Origin of the sequence: Cyanobium sp. Cruz-8D1, from assembly GCF_024345975.1 — a bacterium.
GTDB lineage: Bacteria > Cyanobacteriota > Cyanobacteriia > PCC-6307 > Cyanobiaceae > Cyanobium.
Map to the genome: position 1 here is coordinate 93913 of NZ_JAGQCD010000006.1, position 19790 is coordinate 113702.

The 19790-nt window shown below is 69.7% G+C and carries 25 protein-coding genes and 1 tRNA gene; 10 read left to right on the plus strand and 16 right to left on the minus strand.

The window, feature by feature from the left end; genetic code table 11:
• From KBZ33_RS05775 to KBZ33_RS05790, 4 genes are all read right to left on the minus strand, one after another.
• Complete coding sequence (locus KBZ33_RS05775) at positions 1-372, minus strand: VOC family protein (RefSeq protein ID WP_254951240.1); 372 nt, start codon at positions 370-372, stop codon at positions 1-3.
• 46 nt (positions 373-418) lie between these two features.
• Positions 419-1795, minus strand: coding sequence for a bifunctional UDP-N-acetylglucosamine diphosphorylase/glucosamine-1-phosphate N-acetyltransferase GlmU (gene glmU, locus KBZ33_RS05780; protein ID WP_254951238.1), 1377 nt, complete (start codon positions 1793-1795; stop codon positions 419-421).
• A gap of 95 nt (positions 1796-1890) precedes the next feature.
• Positions 1891-3237: a 3-phosphoshikimate 1-carboxyvinyltransferase gene (gene aroA, locus KBZ33_RS05785; protein WP_396108030.1), complete on the minus strand. Its 1347-nt coding sequence runs from the start codon at positions 3235-3237 to the stop codon at positions 1891-1893.
• Positions 3238-3293: 56 nt separating this feature from the next.
• Positions 3294-3689, minus strand: a complete 396-nt coding sequence (locus tag KBZ33_RS05790; RefSeq protein WP_255011584.1) for a DUF2605 family protein — start codon at positions 3687-3689, stop codon at positions 3294-3296.
• 28 nt (positions 3690-3717) lie between these two features.
• On the opposite strand from KBZ33_RS05790, the gene KBZ33_RS05795 reads away from it, so the two are divergent.
• Positions 3718-4404 (plus strand): DUF547 domain-containing protein, encoded by a 687-nt coding sequence (locus KBZ33_RS05795; protein WP_254951234.1) that lies wholly within the window; start codon positions 3718-3720, stop codon positions 4402-4404.
• Between the two features lie 3 nt (positions 4405-4407).
• On the opposite strand, the gene KBZ33_RS05800 is transcribed toward KBZ33_RS05795, so the two are convergent.
• Entirely contained in the window at positions 4408-5151 is a 744-nt protein-coding gene (locus KBZ33_RS05800) for a TIGR04283 family arsenosugar biosynthesis glycosyltransferase (protein WP_255011589.1), read from the minus strand.
• On the opposite strand from KBZ33_RS05800, the gene ubiG reads away from it, so the two are divergent.
• A complete protein-coding gene (gene ubiG, locus KBZ33_RS05805) occupies positions 5126-5911 on the plus strand; it encodes a bifunctional 2-polyprenyl-6-hydroxyphenol methylase/3-demethylubiquinol 3-O-methyltransferase UbiG (protein ID WP_254951229.1) in 786 nt (261 codons plus the stop codon). The two genes, KBZ33_RS05800 and ubiG, sit on opposite strands and share 26 nt — an antisense overlap.
• Here ubiG and KBZ33_RS05810 read toward each other — a convergent pair.
• Positions 5880-6326, minus strand: a complete 447-nt coding sequence (locus KBZ33_RS05810) for an Rrf2 family transcriptional regulator (protein ID WP_254951228.1) — start codon at positions 6324-6326, stop codon at positions 5880-5882. The genes ubiG and KBZ33_RS05810 overlap by 32 nt on opposite strands.
• On the minus strand, positions 6326-7912 hold the full coding sequence (locus KBZ33_RS05815; RefSeq protein ID WP_255011590.1) for a UbiD family decarboxylase: 1587 nt from the start codon (positions 7910-7912) through the stop codon (positions 6326-6328). Before KBZ33_RS05815 ends, KBZ33_RS05810 begins: the two co-directional genes overlap by 1 nt.
• 61 nt (positions 7913-7973) lie before the next feature.
• On the opposite strand from KBZ33_RS05815, the gene KBZ33_RS05820 reads away from it, so the two are divergent.
• The 5 genes from KBZ33_RS05820 (at position 7974) to sds (ending at position 12543) form a co-directional block, all read left to right on the plus strand.
• Positions 7974-8729, plus strand: a complete 756-nt coding sequence (locus KBZ33_RS05820; RefSeq protein WP_254951223.1) for a 2-phosphosulfolactate phosphatase family protein — start codon at positions 7974-7976, stop codon at positions 8727-8729.
• Positions 8730-8790: 61 nt separating this feature from the next.
• Positions 8791-9609 carry a carbon-nitrogen hydrolase family protein gene (locus tag KBZ33_RS05825; protein ID WP_254951222.1) on the plus strand — a complete coding sequence of 273 codons (819 nt, stop codon included), beginning with the start codon at positions 8791-8793 and terminating at the stop codon, positions 9607-9609.
• A 6-nt stretch (positions 9610-9615) separates the two neighbouring features.
• Positions 9616-10713: an N-acetylmuramoyl-L-alanine amidase gene (locus KBZ33_RS05830; RefSeq protein WP_254951220.1), complete on the plus strand. Its 1098-nt coding sequence runs from the start codon at positions 9616-9618 to the stop codon at positions 10711-10713.
• Entirely contained in the window at positions 10710-11534 is an 825-nt protein-coding gene (gene murI, locus KBZ33_RS05835) for a glutamate racemase (protein WP_254951218.1), read from the plus strand. Before KBZ33_RS05830 ends, murI begins: the two co-directional genes overlap by 4 nt.
• Positions 11535-11571: 37 nt before the next feature.
• On the plus strand, positions 11572-12543 hold the full coding sequence (gene sds / locus KBZ33_RS05840; RefSeq protein ID WP_254951216.1) for a solanesyl diphosphate synthase: 972 nt from the start codon (positions 11572-11574) through the stop codon (positions 12541-12543).
• Here sds and KBZ33_RS05845 read toward each other — a convergent pair.
• The 3 genes from KBZ33_RS05845 to KBZ33_RS05855 all read right to left on the minus strand — a co-directional run bounded on the left by KBZ33_RS05845 (position 12537) and on the right by KBZ33_RS05855 (position 14090).
• Positions 12537-13196 carry an HAD family phosphatase gene (locus KBZ33_RS05845; protein WP_254951214.1) on the minus strand — a complete coding sequence of 220 codons (660 nt, stop codon included), beginning with the start codon at positions 13194-13196 and terminating at the stop codon, positions 12537-12539. The genes sds and KBZ33_RS05845 overlap by 7 nt on opposite strands.
• Positions 13197-13210: 14 nt before the next feature.
• A complete protein-coding gene (locus KBZ33_RS05850; protein ID WP_396108036.1) occupies positions 13211-13537 on the minus strand; it encodes a hypothetical protein in 327 nt (108 codons plus the stop codon).
• Positions 13538-13637: 100 nt separating this feature from the next.
• On the minus strand, positions 13638-14090 hold the full coding sequence (locus tag KBZ33_RS05855; protein ID WP_254951211.1) for a tryptophan-rich sensory protein: 453 nt from the start codon (positions 14088-14090) through the stop codon (positions 13638-13640).
• Positions 14091-14170: 80 nt separating this feature from the next.
• Here KBZ33_RS05855 and acs point away from each other — a divergent pair, with 80 nt between their 5' ends.
• A complete protein-coding gene (gene acs, locus KBZ33_RS05860; protein ID WP_254951209.1) occupies positions 14171-16144 on the plus strand; it encodes an acetate--CoA ligase in 1974 nt (657 codons plus the stop codon).
• A 24-nt stretch (positions 16145-16168) separates the two neighbouring features.
• On the opposite strand, the gene KBZ33_RS05865 is transcribed toward acs, so the two are convergent.
• Positions 16169-16897: a DUF1350 family protein gene (locus tag KBZ33_RS05865; RefSeq protein WP_254951207.1), complete on the minus strand. Its 729-nt coding sequence runs from the start codon at positions 16895-16897 to the stop codon at positions 16169-16171.
• Between the two features lie 34 nt (positions 16898-16931).
• Positions 16932-17396 carry a peroxiredoxin gene (locus tag KBZ33_RS05870; RefSeq protein ID WP_254951205.1) on the minus strand — a complete coding sequence of 155 codons (465 nt, stop codon included), beginning with the start codon at positions 17394-17396 and terminating at the stop codon, positions 16932-16934.
• 99 nt (positions 17397-17495) lie between these two features.
• On the opposite strand from KBZ33_RS05870, the gene KBZ33_RS05875 reads away from it, so the two are divergent.
• Together KBZ33_RS05875 and KBZ33_RS05880 are read left to right on the plus strand one after the other, a co-directional pair.
• A complete protein-coding gene (locus KBZ33_RS05875; protein WP_254951203.1) occupies positions 17496-18392 on the plus strand; it encodes a 3'-5' exonuclease in 897 nt (298 codons plus the stop codon).
• A 111-nt stretch (positions 18393-18503) separates the two neighbouring features.
• Positions 18504-18758, plus strand: coding sequence for a hypothetical protein (locus KBZ33_RS05880; protein ID WP_254951202.1), 255 nt, complete (start codon positions 18504-18506; stop codon positions 18756-18758).
• Positions 18759-18872: 114 nt separating this feature from the next.
• Here the strand turns inward: KBZ33_RS05880 and KBZ33_RS05885 are convergent.
• From KBZ33_RS05885 to KBZ33_RS05900, 4 genes are all read right to left on the minus strand, one after another.
• Positions 18873-18946 (minus strand) — tRNA-Pro (locus KBZ33_RS05885).
• 14 nt (positions 18947-18960) lie between these two features.
• Positions 18961-19323 (minus strand): hypothetical protein, encoded by a 363-nt coding sequence (locus KBZ33_RS05890; protein ID WP_254951200.1) that lies wholly within the window; start codon positions 19321-19323, stop codon positions 18961-18963.
• Entirely contained in the window at positions 19320-19481 is a 162-nt protein-coding gene (locus KBZ33_RS05895; protein WP_254951198.1) for a hypothetical protein, read from the minus strand. The genes KBZ33_RS05890 and KBZ33_RS05895 overlap by 4 nt, the downstream gene beginning before the upstream one ends.
• Positions 19478-19786, minus strand: coding sequence for an MliC family protein (locus tag KBZ33_RS05900; RefSeq protein WP_254951196.1), 309 nt, complete (start codon positions 19784-19786; stop codon positions 19478-19480). The genes KBZ33_RS05895 and KBZ33_RS05900 overlap by 4 nt, the downstream gene beginning before the upstream one ends.
• Between the last annotated feature and the right edge of the window lie 4 nt (positions 19787-19790).

Below are 19790 nucleotides of genomic sequence, written 5' to 3' on the forward strand. Positions count from 1 at the left end.
TCACGCCTGCGAGTGCAGCCCGATGCTGTTGCCTTCGCTGTCGAGCACCAGGCTCATGAAGCCGTAGGCGCCGATCGACATCTTGGCTTTGAGCACCGTGCCGCCGGCGGCCGCCACCCGGCTTTCTTCCACGGCGCAATCGTCGCAGTGGAAATAGATCAGGGTGCCGCCTCCCCCCGGGGCCATGCCCTCCATCTTCGCCAGGGCGCCTCCGGCCCCCACCTGGTCGTCCTGCATCGGGAAGGCGAAATACTCCATGTCCGCCTCGCCCATGGATTCCAGGCTCACCTCAAACACGGTTTCGTAGAAGGCCCGGGTCCGGGCCATGTCGTCGACGTAGAGCTCGAACCAGATGACGGGGTTGACGGCCATGGGTCCAATGAGATCCTGGGCTGAGATTAGGGCAGGAATCCGGGAATCACCCCGCCACCCCCTGCTGCTGCCGGGGGCTGGCGGCCTTCCAGTTCTCCTTCACCAGCTGGCGGGCCCGGCCCAGGGCCAGGGCCCCGGCGGGCACGTCCTTGGTGAGGGTGGAGCCGGCCCCCACCGTGACTCCGGCCCCGAGGGTGATCGGCGCCACCAGCACCGAATTGGCACCGGTCTTGCTGCCGCCGCCGATCACGGTGCGGTGCTTGCGCACCCCGTCGAAGTTGGCGGTCACCGTGCCGGCGCCGATGTTCACATCAGCGCCAAGATCGGCATCACCCAGGTAGCTGAGGTGGTTGGCCTTGCAGCCCTCCCCCAGCTGGCTGTTCTTGACTTCCACGAAATTGCCGATGCGGCAGCCGGCGGCCAGGTGGGTTCCGGCCCGCAGCTGGGCGAACGGCCCGATGACGCAGCCGGGTTCCACGTGGCTGTCGCGCAGCACCGAATGGAGCACCTCCACGTCGGCGGCTAGGTGGCTGTTCTCGATCAGGCAGCCGGGGCCGATACGGCAGCCCTCGCCGATGCTGGTGACCCCGCGGAAATGGCACTGGGGCTCCACAAGCACGTCGCGGCCGAAACGGGTGTGCTCGCTGAGGGTGCAGCTGGTGGGATCGGTGAAGCTCACCCCCTCCGCCATCCAGTGGCGCCGCAGCCGCTCCTGCAGCACCGCCTCGCAGTGGGCCAGCTGCTGGCGGTCGTTGATGCCGGCCACCTCGTTGGGGTCGTCCACCGCCAGGTGCATGGCCGGCCGCAACAGGGCCACGGTGTCGGTGAGGTAGAGCTCGCCCTGGTCGTTGTCGCTGCTCAGGCTGGGCAGCACGGCGGCAAGGCGGGCCCAGTCGAAGCAGTAGATCCCCGCATTGGTGAGTGTGTTGCCGAGCTGCTCGGCCGTGCAGTCGCGGTGCTCCACGATGCCGCTCACCTGTCCCGCCCCATCGGCGAAGACGCGGCCGTAGCCGCTGGGGTCGGCCAGCCGGGCGGTGAGCAGGGTCACCGCGGCGCCACTGGCGCGATGGCGGGCCAGCAGCTGCTCCAAGGTTTCCGGTCGCAGCAGGGGCACATCACCGTTGAGCACCAGCAGCTCGCCCTCGAAGCCCGCCAGGGGTTGGAGCAGTTGCTGCACCGCGTGGCCGGTGCCGTTCTGGGGCTGCTGCAGGACGCATTCCAGCCCCTCCACGCCAGCCAGGGTGCGCTCCACCCGCTCGGCCTGGTGGCCGACCACCAGCAGCTGGCGGTCGGGGGCGAGCCGGTGACAGCTGCCCAGCACCCGTTCCACCAGGGTGGCGCCGGCCAGGGGCTGGAGCACCTTCGGCAGGGCACTCTTCATGCGGGTCCCTTTCCCGGCGGCCAGGACGGCAACGGCGAGCATCGGCGGCGGCGGGGTGTCTGCGCCGGAATCTACCGGTGCCCTAAGGAGCAGCCCAGTGCGTTGATCGCTCTCCGTGGCCCTAAGCAACAGCCGGCTCAGTGGCGCAGGCGGGCCAGGTCCTCCCAGAAGCCGGGGTAGGAGACGGCGGCCGCCTCCGCCCGCCCCAGGCGGGTGTCGCCGCGGGCCACCAGGGAGGCCACCGCCAGGCTCATCGCCACCCGGTGATCGGTTTCGCTGTCCACCTCTGCTCCGTGCAACGGGGTGGGGCCTTCGATGCTGAGGCCATCGGCGTGCTCCTCGAGCCTGGCCCCCATGGCCGTCAGCTGGCGGGCCATCACCGCCAGCCGATCGGTCTCCTTCACCCGCAGCTCGGCGGCGCCGCTGATGCGGCTCACCCCCTCGGCGCAGCAGGCCGCCACCGCCAGCACAGGGATCTCATCCACCAGGCGGGGGATCATCGGTTCCTCGATGCGGAAGGCCCGCAGGGGGCCGTGCTGCACGCGCAGATCCCCCACTGGCTCGCCGGCCACATCGCGGGCGTTGAGCACGCTGAGGCGGGCGCCCATCTCGGCCAGCACATCGAGAATGCCGGTGCGGCTGGGGTTGAGGCCTACGTTTTCAACTGTGAGATCGGCCCCCGGGGTGATCGCCGCCGCCACCAGCCAGAAGGCGGCCGAACTGATGTCGCCGGGGACCACCACCGTCTGGCCCCGCAGGCTCGGGCCGGGCTTCACGGTGATGAAGCGGCCCTGGTCGCCATCCACCACGAGGTCGGCGCCGAAGGCCCGCAGCATCCGCTCGCTGTGGTCGCGGGTGGGGGCCGGTTCGATCACGGTGGTGGGACCGCTTGCCGTCAGGGCGGCCAGCAGCAGGGCGCTCTTCACCTGGGCCGACGCCACCGGCGTGCCGATGACACCGCCGTGGAGGGTCTGGCCCTGCACGGCCAGGGGGGCCAGATTGCCGTTCTCGCGCCCCTGGATCTGGGCCCCCATGTGAGCCAGGGGAATTCCCACCCGGCCCATGGGCCTGGAACGCAGGGAGGCATCTCCGGTGAGCACGAAGTGACGCCCGGCGCGGCCAGCCAGCAACCCCAGCATCAAGCGCATGGTGGTGCCGGAGTTGCCGCAGTCGAGCACGTCGGCAGGCTCTTGCAGCCCGTCGAGGCCCACCCCCTCCACGATCACCGGCTGGCCGGCGCTGATCGCCGAGACCGTCACGCCCATGGCCCGCAGGCAGGCGGCGGTGCTGAGGGGGTCTTCAGCGGGAAGGAGCCCTTCGATGCGGGTGGGCCCTTCGGCGATCGCCCCGAACAGGAGCGAACGGTGGGAAATGGATTTATCGCCGGGCACCGTCAAACTCCCCAGCAGGCTGCCGCCGGCCGGCAGCAGCAGGGGCGCCGGCAGGGCGGCCACGCTCGCTTCGACGCCCGCGGAAGAGGACAACAGTGTGGCGCCAAGTGGAGCGATCCTATGGAGCGACCGGTTCCTGGCCGCTTCGTTCAGGGTCGGATGCCGATCGCCCGCAGCTTGGACGACAGGCCCCAGACCTCCACCACCAGCCGGTGCCAGGCGGTGATCGTCTCCATGGCCAGTCCCATCGGCTTGGGGGCAGCGGCTCGTAGGGCCCGGGCCGCTGCCAGCGACCGGTGCGCCTCATCAAGCCGCTGGCCCAGGTTGGCCTGGTCGCCGGCGGCCATCACCGTCTCCGGGCAGTGCTCCAGCAGCAGCAGGCCGCGATCGAAGGACTCGGCGTAGTCCTGGAGCAGCGGCACCAGGATCTCCTCCAGCAGCGGGCCGGTGGGATCGGGCAGGGAAGGGGCGGGCTCCATCCCGTCAGCGTAGGAAGTCCTGCCGTCGTCTCCCCGGTACGGATCACCAGTCCCCAGCAGGGGCATGGAACGATGGCTTCCGAAGGGTTGCCCCATGACTGACGTTGCTGCCTTGGATGGCCTGCTCCGCCGCCACGTCGATGGCGCTGGTCGGGTGGACTACGGGGCCTGGCAGCGCCAGGGCGCGGCCGAACTGGAGGACTGGCTGGCGGCCCAGCGCCCCTTTGATCCGGAACCCAACTCCAGGGCCGACGCCATGGCCCTGTGGATCAACCTTTACAACGCCTTGGTGATCAAGGCGGTGCTGGCGCGCTTCCCGCTGGCCTCGATTCGCCCCACCATCGCAGGGGTGCCCAACTGGCCGGCGTTCCTGGCTTTTTTTTCCCGGCCTGTGATCAGCCTGCAGGGCCAGCCCCTCAGCCTCAACCGCATCGAGCACGAGATTCTTCGCCCTCGATTCGGCGACCCCCGCCTTCATTTCGCCCTGGTCTGCGCCGCTGTCGGCTGCCCCCTGCTGCGTCCGGAGGCCTACCGGGCCGAGCGGCTCGAGGCCCAGCTGGAGGAGGAGACCCTGCGCTTCCTGCAGGATCCACAGAAGCTGCGCTTTGATTCGGCCAGCGGCCGCCTGCACGGCAGCCGGATCTTCCAGTGGTACCGCCAGGACTTCCTGGCGGTGGCGCCCTCCATCGCCGCCTACGTGGGCCGCTACCTCCCGGAGTTGGCGTTGCCGGCTGGCGTCAGGCTCAGCTACCTCCCCTACGACTGGGCGCTCAACGGCTGAGCCTCAATCGCAGATCTCGCCGTAAAAGCGTTTGAGCTTTGAGGCCGGCACGCCCAGGCCCCACAGCAGGCCGATCATCAGATAGATCCCTGTGGCCTTCCAGGACCCCCAGCGCACCACCCGGCGGTCGGAGGACTCCACCACCCGGTTCAGCTGCCGGATGCGGCCCAGCCGGCCGAGCCGTTCGCACAGATCGGCGTCCTCCATGATCGGCAGGGTGTCATCAAAGCCCCCGCAGCGCTCGAAGTCGCGCCGGCGGCAGAACATCACCTGGTCGCCGAACAGCACCCGGAAGCCGTTCAGGAGGTAGCGATGGGGCCGGAACAGCAGCGCCGCGTAATGGGTCTTGAGGGCGTTGTGCAGGCTCACGCCCCAGCGGGTACGACGGGCGCCCCGCATCAGGGAAAGGAAGCCACCGCAGCTGACGGCCGGGTCGGCCAGGGTCGTGGCCATCAGCTGCACCAGATCCGAAGGCACCAGCGTGTCGGCATGCAAGAAGCAGAGGATTTCCCCGCTGGCCGCCGCCGCTCCCCGGTTCATCTGCACCGCTCTCCCTTTCCGCTGCGAGCGGATCACACGGCAACCGTGCATGTGGGCCAGGGTCAAGGTGGCATCGGTGCTACCGCCATCCACCACGATCACCTCTTCGGCAGCCGGATCAAGGATCTCCAGCTGGGTGAGGGTGCGGCCCAGGTGAGCGGCTTCGTTGAGGGTCGGGATAATGATCGAAACCGACGGCGCTATCAACTTGCTGCGCAACAACCTTTCATTCTACGATCAGCAGGCGGCTTGCTGGTGGGATGAAACCGCCACCATCTTTCCGCTCAGCCAACTCAATCCACTTCGCTTTCTCTTTTTCGATCGATTCGTTCCCCAGTGGGGAAATCTGCGTGTTCTGGATGTGGGGTGTGGTGGTGGCTACACCTGTGAATTCCTGGCCCGTCGGGGGGCCTGCCTGAGCGGCATCGACCGTTCCGGCCCCTGCATTGAAGCGGCCCGGAGCCATGCGGCGGCGTCGGGTCTGGAGATTGACTACCGGGTGGGAATGGCGGAGCAGCTTCCCTTTGGGGCCGGAAGCTTCGATGTGGTGATCTGCGTCGATGTGCTGGAGCATGTCGATCGTCCGGACGCCGTGATCGCGGAGATGGCCAGGGTTCTGGCCCCCGGAGGTCGCTTCTGCTTCGACACCATCAATCGCACCTTCCGCTCCCGGCTCACCATGATCTGGTTGCTGGAGACGTTGCTGCGGCTGATCCCGGCCGGTGTTCACGACTGGGAGCGGTTCGTGACGCCCGTTTCCCTGCGTGGCTGGCTGGTGGCCAGTGGATTCAGCACCATCGCGATGCAGGGCATGGATCTGTTCGGCCGTGGTCCGCTGCGCACCCTGGGCCGGCTGCTCCATTACTGGCGCACCGGTGGCTTCCAGGTGGACTTTGACCAGGACCTGGCGGTGATGTTCATCGGTGTCGCCAGCCTCAGCCCAGCAGAAGCCCCCCGGATTCGCTGAAGGCCGCCCGGGCGCTGCGCAGATCGAAGAGCAGGTCCTCCAGGGTGAGGCGGTCTAGTTCCCTTTCCAGGGCCTGCAGCAGGCGTCGGTTGAGCACCCGGGTCACCCGGTCGCTGGGCTGGGGGTCCTGCTCGGGTTCCCGGGGGGCCACCAGGCTGGCGGCCGGGGCGTCGACGGCCGCCAGGATCGCCGCCAGGGGCAGGTCGGCGGGCAGGCGCCGCAGCCGGTAGCCCCCCTGCCGGCCCCGCCGCGACTCCACCAGGGCGGCCCGGCGCAGCTTGAGCATCAACTGCTCCAGCATCGGGGCGGGCAGGTCCTGGGCCAGGGCCAGGGCGCTCACCGACTGCCAGCGCGGTGGATCCAGGGCCAGCTCCAGCAGGGCCTTGAGGGCGTAGATGCCGCTGCGGCGCAGCATCAGTGGCCAGCGGCGAGGCGCTCCAGCACGTACTCCAGGGTGTAGCCGAACAGGGCGGGGTCCGGCTCGCCCTGGCCCAGATCATCAAGGCCGAGTTCGCTCCAGCGACCATCCACCCGCGCCTCCAGGGCCGCATCCCGGCCTAGGGCCTGGCCCCAGTCGTGGCGCTTCTCCGGGCCGATCTTGGTGGTGGCATCAATCGCCAGCCGTCCCCCGAGTCCGAGCCGCTCGCTGGCGAAGTCGAGCGAGTCGAAGGGGGTGTCCTCCAGTACGAACAGGTCACGCTGGGGATCCACCTGGGCACTGATCGCCCAGATCACCTGGCGCGGATCACGGATCGCGATCGACTTGTCGACCACCACCACGAACTTGGTGTAGGTGAACTGGGGCAAGGCGCTCCAGAACGCCATCGCCGCCCGCTTGGCCTGGCCCGGGTAGGCCTTGTCGATGGCGATCACCGCCAGCTTGTAGCTGAGCCCCTCCATGGGCAGGAAGAAATCGACGATCTCCGGGATCTGCTGACGCAGGATCGGCGTGTAGATCCGGTTCAGGGCGATCGCCAGCATCGCCTCCTCCTTCGGCGGGCGGCCGCTGAAGGTGGTCAGGAAGATCGGCTCACGGCGCTGGGTGACGCAGTGGAAGCGCACCAGGGGCGAGTCCTCCTCGCCGCCGTAGAAGCCCATGTGGTCGCCGCAGGGGCCGTCGGGGAGCACCTCACCGGGGGTGATGGTGCCCTCCAGCACCACTTCGCTGTGGGACGGCACCTCCAGATCGAGGGTCTTGCAGCGGGCCAGCCGCACGCCCTCACCGGCGTAGAGGCCGGCGAACAGCCATTCGCTCAGCTGCACCGGAATCGGCGTCGCCGCCGCCATCACCAGCAGTGGGTGCACCCCGATGGCGACGGCCACCTCGAGCTTGCGGCCCAGCGCCGCCGCCTTGCGCAGGTGCCGGGCCCCGCCTCGCACACTCAGCCAGTGCACGGTGGCGCTGTTGACCGACTGGCGCTGCAGCCGGTAGACGCCGACGTTGGGGACCCCGGTTTCGGGGTCCTTGGTGATCACCAGCCCCAGGGTGATCACCCCGCCCGCATCCCCCGGCCAGGGGCGCAGCAGGGGCAGCTGCTCCAGGTTCACCGCTTCGCCCCGCAGCACCTGCTGGTGGCAGGGGGGGGTGAGGTCGCGGTCGGGCCTGGCCTTCACCAGGTCCCAGAACACCCCCCCGAACGTCATCACCTCCTTGAGCCCCTTCGGCGGCCGGGGCTGCTGCAGCAGGGCCAGGCGCTCGCCGAGGGCCTCGAGCTCCTCGGGCCGTTCCATGCCCATGCTCCAGAGCACCCGTTCCACGGTGCCCATCAGGTTCACCGCCACCGGCATGGGGGAGCCGATCACGTTCTCGAACAGCAGGGCCGGGCCGCCCATGGCCAGCACCCGATCGGCGATGGCCGCCAGTTCCAGATCCGGGTCCACCGGCGCCGTGATGCGCCGCAGTTGGCCGCGTTTCTCCAGCAACGCCAGGAAATCGCGCAGATTGCGCTGGCGCCCCAGGGCTTTGCCCCGTCCGATCCCATCCGCCACCACCCCAGCCACCGTTGTCCTGCGCTGTCGAGCTGCTGCCTACTGTGACGCACCCCCGTAGCGATCGCGTCCCGTGCTGCTCTCCTACTTCCACACCTCCGAAGCCGTTCCCCCGCTGCTTTCCCCCGAGGAGGGAGGTCCCGATGCGGCCGTGGTCATCGACGTGCTGCGGGCCACGACCACCATCGCCTGGGCGCTGCAGAACGGGGCCGAGGCGATCCAGGCCTTTGCCGACCTCGGCGCCCTTGAAGCCGCCGCAGCCGACTGGCCGGCCGCCCGACGGCTGCGGGCCGGGGAGCGCGGCGGCAAGCGGGTGGAGGGCTACGACCTCGGCAACTCCCCCCTGGCGGTCACGCCGGAGCGGGTGGAGAGCAAGCGCATTTTCCTGAGCACCACCAACGGCACCCGTTCCCTCGACCGGGTCCAGGCGGTGCCCCTGCTGCTCACCGCCTGCCTGCCCAATCGCACCGCCGTGGCCAGGCGGCTGATCGAGCGCCAGGCCCTGCGGGTGTGGATCGTGGGCAGTGGCTGGGAGGGGGATTATTCCCTCGAAGACAGCCTGGCGGCGGGGGCCGTGGCTTCGGCCGCGATCGAGCTGGCGGTGGCGCCCCACATGGGGGTGCGCTGCGCCAACGACGAGATGCTGGCGGCCCTCGCCCTCTGGCAGCAGTGGCGCCATGACACCGAGACCTGCCTGCGCAGCGCCAGCCACGGCCAGCGCCTGATCGGCCTGGGCAACCACGACGCCGACTTTGCCTGCTGCGCCGCCGTGGACAGCCTGGAGATCGTGCCGATCCAGGCCGAACCCGGGGTGCTGCGGGCCAGTTGAGGCGCGCCTTGCCCTCTTGGGCGGGTCCCTTACGATTCGCCGGTCCTGGAGCGGTCTGGCGGTGAGCAGTTTTCTGGCAGCAGCGCTGCAACTCACCAGCACCCCGGATCCGGAGGCCAATTTCGCGGCGGCCGAGGAACTGATCGAGCTGGCGGCCCGCCGCGGCGCCGACCTGGTCGGCCTGCCCGAGAACTTCGCCTTCATGGGCGATGACGCCCGCCGGCTGGAGCTGGCACCGGTTCTGGCCGAGCGCTGCAGCCGCTTTCTGGTCACCATGGCTCGCCGCTACCAGGTGACCCTGCTGGGCGGCGGCTTCCCGGTGCCGGCCGGGGAAGGCCAGACCTTCAACCGCGCCGAACTGGTGGGCCGGGAGGGCCAGCTCCTGGCCCGCTACGACAAGATCCACCTCTTCGACGTGGACCTGCCCGACGGCATCACCTACCGGGAGTCCGCCACGGTGCAACCCGGCCACGAACTGCCCCCCGTGGTCGACGTGCCGGGGCTGTGTCGCATTGGTCTGTCGATCTGTTACGACGTGCGCTTCCCCGAGCTGTATCGCCAGCTGGCGGGCTCAGGGGCCCAGTTGCTGATGATCCCGGCCGCTTTCACGGCCTACACCGGCAAGGACCACTGGCAGGTGCTGCTCCAGGCCCGGGCCATCGAGAACACCGCCTACGTCCTGGCCCCCGCCCAGACGGGGCTCCACTACGGCCGCCGCCAGACCCATGGCCATGCCCTGGTGATTGACCCGTGGGGCACCGTGATGGCCGATGCGGGGGTGGAGCCGGGCCTGGCGATGGCCCCGGTCGACATGGCCCATGAGGCCAGGGTCCGTGCCCAGATGCCGAGCCTGCAGCACCGTCATCCGGCCCTTTTCTGAGTGTTCATGGGAGTGCGTGCGGCGCGATTCGCCTGGTTACTGAGCCTGCCCCTGTTGCTCGGCTCTTTGCCCGCCCAGGCGGCAAGCGCCCTGTCGGCCTGGCGCCTCAGCCGGGAGGGGGTGCTGGAACTGCGCACCTCCCCGGGGGTGCGGCTGCAGGCTTTCTACGAGGAGGGTTCGGGCGTCACCGGGCCCCGGGTCTGGGTGGATCTACCGGGCGCCCCCCAGCGCAGCCGTTCGGTGCCCGTCGGTGGTCTGGTGCGGGAAGTGAGGATCGGCCGGCCCGATTCCGGCACCACCCGGCTGGTGCTCGAATTCAGGCCTGGCACCCGCCTGGATCCACGCCAGCTGCGGCTGGTGGGCACCGCCCGTGACCGCTGGCGCCTGAGCCTCACCGGGCTGCCCCTGAGTGGCTTCACCCGCAATGTCGGCGAGGGGGACATGGACGCGCCAACCTCCAGCTGGAGTGCCACCCGCCCCGCCTTCAGCGGCAGCGGTCGGGCCACCTCCGGCCGGCCCCTATCCCCCGATGGGCTTCCTGTGGTGCCCCGGGGCCGCTTTCGGGTGGTGATCGACCCTGGCCACGGGGGCCCTGACCCGGGCGCCGTCGGGATCGGTGGACTGCGGGAAGCCGATGTCGTCCTGGATGTGAGCCTGCAGGTGGCCCAGCTGCTCCAGGCCCGGGGGGTGCAGGTGCTGATGACCCGCGCCTCGGACGTGGACGTTGACCTGCCGCCGCGGGTGTCGCTGGCCAACAGCAGCAACGCCGCCGTCTTCGTCAGCATCCACGCCAATGCCCTGAGCATGGCCCGCCCCGATGTGAATGGGGTCGAAACGTTTTATTTCCAGTCGGGCAGCTCCCAGCGGCTGGCCCAGGCGATCCAGTCCCGGATCATGGCGATCTCGCCGGGGACCCCCGACCGCGGCGCCCGGCCGGGCCGCTTCTTCGTGATCCGCCGCACGGTGATGCCGGCAGCGCTGGCGGAAATGGGCTTCGTCACCGGTCGCATTGACGCTCCCCGCCTGGCCGATCCCAATTTCCGGCGCCGCATGGCCGTGGCCATCACCGCTGGGATCCTCGACTATCTCCAGGGGGACTCTTGAGCCTGCTCGTCGGTCTGTTCGACAGTGGCCTCGGCGGGCTGACGGTGCTGCGTCAGGTCCATGCCCTCTATCCCCACTCCCCCTGCCTCTACCTGGGGGACACGGCCCGGGTTCCCTACGGACAACGGTCGAACGAAGAGATCCGGGCGATCGCTTCGGAGGTGGTGCACTGGCTGCGGTTGCAGGGGGTGGGGGTGCTGGTGATGGCCTGCAACACCTCCAATGCCCTGGCGCTCGACGTGGCCGTGGCCGAAGCCGGGGTGCCGGTGGTGGGCCTGATCGACAGCCTGGCCAGCGAACTCACCAGCGACCACGTCGGGGTCCTGGCCACCCCGGCCACCGCCGCCAGTGGCGCCTACCGGCGTTCGATCCAGGCCTGCCGACCCTCGGCCAGGGTGCTGGAAATGGGTTGCCCCGCCTTCGTGCCCCTGATCGAAGCCGGCGACCTGCAGGCCCCCGAGCTGCGCGCCGCCGCCGCCGCCTACCTGGCCCCGTTGCTGGAGGCGGAGGTGGACACCATCGTGCTGGGCTGCACCCACTACCCGCTGCTGCGGGCCCTGCTGGCCGACCTGCTCCCCCCCGACGTGCAACTGGTGGACCCGGCCCTGGCGGCTGCCCAGCGCCTCGGGCCCTTGCTGGCCAGCCTTGGCGATTCCCCCGAAGTGGACCAGGCGGTGGAGTCGGTGCGTCCGCCCCTGGAGCGCACCCGTTTCTGTGTCACCGGGCCCGCCGAGGCCTTCGCCACCGCTGCCGCCGCCTGGCTGGGAAGCCGGCCGGCGGTGCGCAGCGTCAGCCTGCAGTCGCCCACCCGCGCCTATTGAGTCACGGCCCCTAGGATCGCTTCATCGTGGAGGTGACGTGGCGACGGTTGCAGAGTTGCTCCAGCCGGTGGAGTCCGACCTCGATGCCCTGCTGGCCGACCTGCGCAGCCTGATCGGCGCCGGCCATCCGATTCTTCAGGCCGCCGCCGAGCACCTGTTCGCGGCCGGTGGAAAGCGCATACGGCCGGGCATCGTGCTGCTGCTGTCGCGGGCCATCGCCCCCGATGGTGGCCTCAGCTCCCGGCATCGGCGGCTGGCGGAGATCACCGAGATGATCCACACCGCTTCGCTTGTCCACGACGACGTGGTGGACGAGGCGGCCACCCGCCGTGGTGTGGCCACGGTGCACAGCCGCTTCAACCATCGCGTTGCGGTGCTGGCCGGTGATTTCCTCTTCGCCCAGGCCAGCTGGCACCTTGCCAATCTCGACGATCTCGAGGTGGTGAAGCTGCTGTCCCGCGTGATCATGGATCTGGCCGATGGCGAGGTGCGCCAGGGCCTGTTCCGTTACGACACGGGCCAGAGCTTCGAGACCTACCTCGAGAAGAGCTACTGCAAGACGGCCTCCCTTATCGCCAACAGTGCCCGGGCCGCCGGGGTGCTCACGGGCTTAACCGAACCACGCCTCGACGCTCTCTACCGCTTTGGTCGCCAGCTCGGCCTGGCGTTCCAGGTGGTCGACGACATTCTCGATTTCACCGCCAGCGACCAGCAACTCGGCAAGCCCGCCGCCAGCGACCTCGCCTCGGGCTACCTCACGGCCCCCGTGCTCTATGCCCTGGAAGAGCGGCCGGCCCTGGCCGGGCTGATCGAGCGGGAATTCTGCGAGGCCGGCGACCTGGATCAGGCCCTGGCCATGGTGCGCGGCTGCGAGGCCATCGGCCGGGCCCGCGCCCTGGCCGAGGGCTTCGCCCGTGAAGCCCACGAGGCAATTGAGTGGTTGCCGCCTTCAGAGCCCCGCAGCGCCCTGCGCGCCCTGCCGGAGTTCGTCCTCAGCCGCCTCTACTGATCCAGTCGCACCTCTTCCAGGGAATGGAGGCAAACCGCCCCCTCGGGGTAGGCCTGGCAACTCACCCCTGGCGGCAGAAGGACGTGCACGCGGCAGCCGGCACTGAGGGCGGCGGCCACACCAGCACTGGAGTCCTCGAAGGCCCAGCAGTCCGTTGGAGCCACCCCCAGGCGTCGGGCCGCCAGTAAGAAGGAATCTGGAGCGGGTTTACCGCCGCCCAGGTCCGGGTCATCGCCATAGACCCGTTCCCTGATCAGGGCCATCCAGGGGTGGGGCGCCACCTTGATCTCCACCGCCGCACGCGCGCTGCTGGTGGCCAGGGCCATGGGGATCTCCAGGGCCAGGCAACGTCGCACCAGGGCTTCGGCACCGGGCATCGCCGGGGCGCCCACCAGCAGGGCCTCGGCGATGGGCTGGCGCACGGCCAGCAGCTCCTGATCGCTCAGCGGCGGGCCTCCCGCGGCCGTGATCCACTGGCGCACCTGGCTGGCGCAGTCGAGGCGCCGCCGGCCCCGCAGGCTCAGCAACTCGGCCCCATCGAGGGGGCGACCGAAGCGGCTGGCCACCGTTTGCCAGGCCCTGGCATGGGCGGGTTCGGTGTCCAGCAGCAGACCGTCGAGATCGAACAGGCAGGCGGCGGGTCGCTGGGGCATGCTCCCAGCCTGCATCAGGACGGATCGGTCTCGGGGTAACGGTCCTCCAGGGCGGTTTCCAGGGTAGTGAGCAGCAGCACCAGGGCGGCCCGCTCGTCGAGCTCGCTGCCGCTCACCTCCTCGATCCAGCGGTGGCAGAGGGCCTCGATCTGCTGGAACAGCCCAGTGCCGCCCCGCAGCAGGGTCATCACCTGCTCGACGTTGTCTTCATCGATGTCCGGCGGCAACCCCACCACATAGCGGCGACCGTCGTCCCCCACGTAGGTGAGGTTGCCCTCGGCGTCCCGTGTCGGGCCGGCATGGGGCGTGATGGGCTGCTCCTCCATGGCCTTGCGCTCCATTCCCGTGGGTTCGCCCCCTGGCTAACGCCGCCGGGCGATCTTGCCAAGCAGCGATGAGCAGCCCTGATCGGCCCGGCGGACGCTCCGGGCCGGCGGGGTCTCATCGGTTCAGCTTCTGCATCCGCCAGGTCACGAAGGTGCCGACCGGGCTCCAGAGCAGGAAGGGCACCAGCAGCAGGCTGGCGGGGCTCGAGATCGGCAGCAGCGCTAACGCCAGGCCCAGGCCCCAGAGCCAGCCAGCCAGGCCTGCGGCCGTTCCCCAGGCGAGCCGCCGGGTGCGGCAGATCAGCAGCGTGTAGCTCTGCACCAACACCAGCAGCACCAGGAAGCCCACCATGGCCAACGGTGCCGACACCCCACCGGCCCACCAGCGCAGCAGGGACGCAGCGTAGAAACAGAGGTAGATGACCGACCAGATCAGTGGGATCCAGCGCTCAAAGGTGAGCCAGCGGGGCCGGCGCAGCCGCAGGAACCAGGCGAACTGCTGCCGGCTCGGGGTCAGGACGGCGATCACCAGGCCCATCACCAGCAGGATCGTCAGCCAGGCGGGCATGGGGTGGGAGCCGTGTCCCTCCAGCGTGGCCTGTCTGCGGTTGAATGCACCATGCCCCAGCCCGTTCGGCAGGCTTTGCCATGACCCAGGACTCCTCGCCCACCATCGAGTCGGTGCTCCAGGAACAGCGGCAGTTCGATCCGCCGCCCCAGCTGGCCGCCGAGGCTCGCATTGGTTCGATGGCGGCCTACGAAGCGCTGGCGGCGCGGGCCCAGGCCGATCCCGATGGCTTCTGGGGAGAGGCGGCCCGGCGCGAGCTGCACTGGTTCGAGCCCTTCGACACGGTGCTCGACTGGAGCAACCCGCCCTTCGCCCGCTGGTTCGAAGGGGGCACCACCAACCTTTCCTACAACTGCCTCGATCGCCATCTGGAGGGCCCCCGGGCCGACAAGACGGCCCTGATCTGGGAGGGGGAACCGGGGGACATGCGCCGCTTCACCTACCGCGAGCTGCACGCCGAGGTCTGTCGCGCCGCCAATGCCCTCAAGGCCCTCGGTGTCGGCAAGGGGGATCTGGTGGCCCTGTACATGCCGATGGTGCCGGAGGCGGCCATCGCCATGCTGGCCTGCGCCCGCATCGGCGCCCCCCACTCGGTGGTGTTCGGTGGCTTCTCCGCCGAGGCCCTGCGCGACCGCCTGATCGACGGCCAGGTGAAGCTGGTGATCACCGCCGACGGCGGCTTCCGCAAGGACAAGGCCGTCTCCCTCAAGCCAGCGGTGGATCAGGCCCTGGATGAGGGGTGCCCCAGCGTCGAGCACGTGCTGGTGGTGCGCCGCACCGGCGAAGCCACCGCCTTCGAGGCCGGCCGCGACGTCTGGTGGCATGAGCTGGTGGACGGCCAGAGCGCCGATTGCCCGGCCGAGCCCATGGCCAGCGAAGACCGCCTCTTCGTGCTCTACACCTCCGGTTCCACCGGCAAGCCCAAGGGGGTGGTGCATACCACCGCCGGCTACAACCTCTGGGCCCATCTCACCTTCCAGTGGATCTTCGACATCCGCGAGGACGACATCCACTGGTGCACCGCCGATGTGGGCTGGATCACCGGCCACAGCTACATCGTCTATGGGCCCCTCTCCAACGGCGCCACCACCCTCATGTACGAGGGGGCACCGCGGCCCGCCAAGCCGGGGGCCTTCTGGGAAGTGATCGAGAAGCACCGGGTGACGATCTTCTACACCGCCCCTACGGCCATCCGCGCCTTCATGAAAAACGGCCGCGCGGTGCCCGACCGCTACGACATGTCCAGCCTGCGCATCCTCGGCACCGTTGGCGAGCCGATCAATCCGGAGGCCTGGATGTGGTATCGCGATGTGATCGGCGGCGACCGTTGCCCCGTGGTGGACACCTGGTGGCAGACCGAGACCGGTGGGGTGATGATCAGCCCCCTGCCCGGGGCCACCCCCACCAAGCCCGGCTCGGCCACCCTGCCCCTGCCCGGCATCGTCGCTGACGTGGTGGATCTGGAGGGCAACAGTGTGCCCACCGGCCAGGGGGGCTATCTGGCGGTGCGGCGGCCCTGGCCCGGCATGATGCGCACCGTGCACGGGGACCCGGATCGCTTCCGTAGCAGCTACTGGGAGCACATCCGGCCCGCCGATGGCAGTTGGCTGTATTTCGCCGGCGACGGCGCCCGCCGCGACGCCGATGGCTATTTCTGGGTGATGGGACGGGTCGATGACGTGATCAACGTCTCTGGCCACCGGCTGGGCACGATGGAGATCGAATCGGCCCTGGTGAGCCATCCGTCGGTGGCGGAGGCCGCGGTGGTGGGCCGGCCCGACGATCTCAAGGGGGAAGGGATCGTGGCCTTCGTCACCCTGGATGTGGGGGTGGAGGGCGACGCGGCCCTCGAGGCCGAGCTGCGCCGGCATGTGGGCCTGGAGATCGGGCCGATTGCCCGGCCCGACATCATCCGCTTCACCGATGCCCTGCCCAAGACCCGCAGCGGCAAGATCATGCGCCGGATCCTGCGCTCCCTGGCCTCGGGGCAGGAGCTGAGCGGCGACACCTCCACCCTGGAGGACCGTTCGGTGCTCGACCAGCTGCGGGTCTGAGGCCCCGCGTCCGTCCGGGCGACCTCAGGCAGCCCCGCTCCAGGTGCTGATCTGCTCGGCCAGCCGCTCCATACCCCGCTGGCGGGCCGGATCATCGGCCCAGTCCCCCAGGAACTGTTTGCGCAGGCCGCCGCTGGCGGGGGTGAGGTGATCCCCGGGCAGCTCCAGCAGGGTGGAGGCATCGCCTGTCCTGGACTGCAGCACGCCGATCAGCCGGCCGCTCTGGTCGATGCTGTCGCGGCTGAAGCGCACCAGCAGATTGCGGGGCTGGCGGTAGCTGCGGCCGATCTGGAGCAGGGTGTCCTCCGGGGAGGGGCTGAATTCGCTGCGGAAGCGGAATTGCTGGCCCAACTCCGCCAGGAACGGGATCGATCGCTCGGCCGAGAAGTTGTTGAAGCTGAGGGCCACCAGGCCATCGCAGCGGCGGCCGCCATCGGGGGCGAGAAGGTGCAGCTTGCAGCCCAGGCTGTGGCCCAGCCGCAGCAGGGTGGCTTCGGGCTGGCCGGCCTGTTGTTCTCGCCACTGGCGGAACAGCCGCCAGGCGGCGTTGGCCTGGGACTGGTGGTCGAAGCCGGGCACGTAGCTCCAGGCATGGATCCGCCAGCCCCTGGTGGCCAGGGCCTCAAGAAAGCGCCGGTAGCTCAGCTGGGGGGTGGCGGCCAGGTAGCTGCCACCGATGAATTCGATCAGCCCCCGGGGCCGGCCCGTGGGCTCCAGCGTCCAGAGCTCCCCCTGCTGTCGCCATGGCGTCACGGTTTCGTTCCCCCCCTACGGATCGCGGCGCGGCTCAGGAGGCCTGGAGGCCACGCAGGGCCTCCAGGGCCTCGCGCCGGTGGGCCGGGCCATCGAGCAGGTTGTTGAAGACGTGGCGAACCACCCCCTGGCCATCGATGACGTAGGTGACCCTGCCGGGCAGCAGGCCCAGCACGCTGGGGACGCCGAAGGCCTTGCGCAGCCGGTTGCCGCCATCCACCAGCAACGGAAACGGCAGCCGGTGGCGGTTGGCGAAGCGCCGGTGGCTGGCGGCATCGTCGCCGCTGACCCCCCACACCGCGGCCCCGAGCTCCTGCAGGTCGGCGTAGCTGTCCCGAAAGGCGCAGGCCTCCATGGTGCAGCCGGGGGTGTCGTCCTTGGGATAGAAGAACAGCACCAGGGCTTTGCCGTCCAGCTGGTCGCTGCGCCGTTCCGTGCCGTCCTGGTCGTGGAGAGCGATCAGGGGGGCGGTGTCGCCGGGGGCGAGGGCTGGAGCCACGAAAGCGGAGAAACGGCGGGACCTCTCCAGCCTAGGAAGCGCGAAACCGGCGAGGCCTTGCCCGGGTTGCGACGATGGGGGGCGTGCGGACGGCGCCCGATGCAGGAGCAACCCGGTCTCTGGCAACAGAACGATCTGCTGGGAGTGGCGGCCCCGGTGCCCGCCACCCCGGCTCCAAAACGGGTGTCAGCTCCGGATCCGGCCCCAGCCGAGCCTTCCCGGCCGGCCCCCCTCTCCCTGCCCGTCTGCGCCGGCCGCCCGCCGCAGGCCCTGCCCCGGGTTCCCGAGACCCTGTTGATCCTTGACACGGAGACCACCGGGCTCTCCACCCTCCAGGGCCAGTGCATCGAGGTAGGGGCGATTCTGTTCCATGTGCCCCAGCGGGCCGTGCTGACCCAGGTCTCCTTCCTGATGCCCTGCGCCGGTAACGCCGCCGAGGGCATCAACGGCATCCCTGCCGTGGTGACGCGGCTGGAGCAGCCCTGGCAGGAGGCCCTGGCTTGCTTCCGGGCCATGGTCGGCGCCTGTGACGCCTTGGTCGCCCACAACGTCGCCTTCGATCGGCAGTGGTTCGGCCTGGGGCCCTTGCCGGTGCTGGATCGCCCCTGGATCTGCTCGATGGAGGACATCCGCTGGCCGTCCGAGCGCCAGTTGCGCAGCACCCCTTCGGTCCGTGATCTGGCCCTGGCCTACGGGGTGCCGGTCTGGGCGGCCCATCGGGCCCTGACCGACTGCATCTACCTGGCCCAGGTGTTTGAGCGCTGCACCGACCTCGAGGCGCTGCTGCAGGCCGCCCTGGAGCCCCGCAGCCTCTACCGGGCGGAGCTTCCCTACGCCGAGCGTCACCGCGCCCGGGAAGCTGGTTTCCGCTGGAACGAAGCGGTGCCAAAGGCCTGGAGCCGCCGTCTCAGCCGGCGGGAGGCAGAGGCACTGGCCTTTCCCGTCCAGTTGATGCCTGAGCCTTCGCCTGTCGAAGGCCTGGCCCGCAGCGCCTGAGGCCGGCGCCGGATCTTCCGTTTTTGTTTCGATGGTTGAAGCAGAACCGGGGATACGGGGCGCTTCCTCGCTGCCTCCCCACCCTTGGGGTGTTCTTCCGGCGTCGCCGTCATGGTCACCCGGCTGCCAACCAGCTCCGGTGATGGCGCTGAACCCGCGCAGCACCGCGTGCGCCGCTGGCAGACAGCCCGCACCTGGGCACGGCTGATCCGGGAGGCGGAGGCCCTCTGGCGGGTCGACGTCCGCGCCCTGCGCCGGCTGGCGTCCCAGGAGCTGTTTCAGCTGGTGCAGGAGGTGCCACCCCGGCTGCGCCGGCGGGTCAATCTCTGGCTGGTGCGCTTCAACGTCGCCACCAGACTCCACTGACGTTGGCCCAGGCTCCAGCCAGGCCTGCAGGCCAAAAAAAATCAGCTGATGGGATCAGCTGACAGAAAAGGAACCGACCAACGCCTTAGTAGAACGTTTGGTGGGCCGGCTGAATCGGAGCGGCGGGATTCGAACCCACGACCCCCACTACCCCAAAGTGGTGCGCTACCAAGCTGCGCTACGCCCCGGCGGGATGAAGCTATCACAGCGTCCTTGGGGTTCTGCGACGCCTGGACAGCCGCCGCATCAGGCGGTTCGTGAGCCGTTGGCGCCCCATGACCGTGTAGCCACAGAGGCGCTCGCGGCGCGCCATCAGCCGCAGCTCCGCCAGTCCCATCGTGGCCAGCTGCAGCTCAGGCAACCGCTGCCAGGCCATCGACGGCAGGGGCAGTTCGGAGCCTTCCCGGCCCTCCCTGAAGCCCTTCAGGGCGCTGCCGGCCATCCACTCCGGCACCAGCACGAACAACACCGCCAGCAGGCCATAGAGCTCGACCAGCCCCTTGGGCAGCGGATGCAGCTGGCGCCTCGGCTGATCCTGATCCAGATCCTCGGTGGGGTCGTTCACGAAAGCAGCGATGGCACCGAGACGCTCGGCCCCTGGCGCCACTGCAGAGGGGGCTGCCCGGAGGGGTTCAGCCGCACCGTCCAGAAGGCCAGGGCAAAACAGATCCCGACGGCGGCGATCAGGGCCACGATCACCACCCGATCGGAGAGGGGCTTCATACCTGTTCGCTGCGTACGCAGATCCGACGACTGGGCAGCTGTTCGAGGGTGAGCTCATCGCCGCGCAGGATCACCCGCAGGCTTTCGTTCTGGTAGCGAAGGCCCGGAGCCTCCGATTCCTCCCGGAACAGGGTGGACCGGGAGCGGCCAGCGATCAGCGAGGCCTGGGAGGCGTTGCGCTCCAGCACCACGGAGACGCGATCACCGCAGAGGAAGCGTTCCCGAACGTCGTAGTTCTCCCACCAGGGGGACTGCATCGCCAGCAGAGGCAGGAGTCCGAGCGCGAGCAGCGGTGGGGCGGCCATGGGA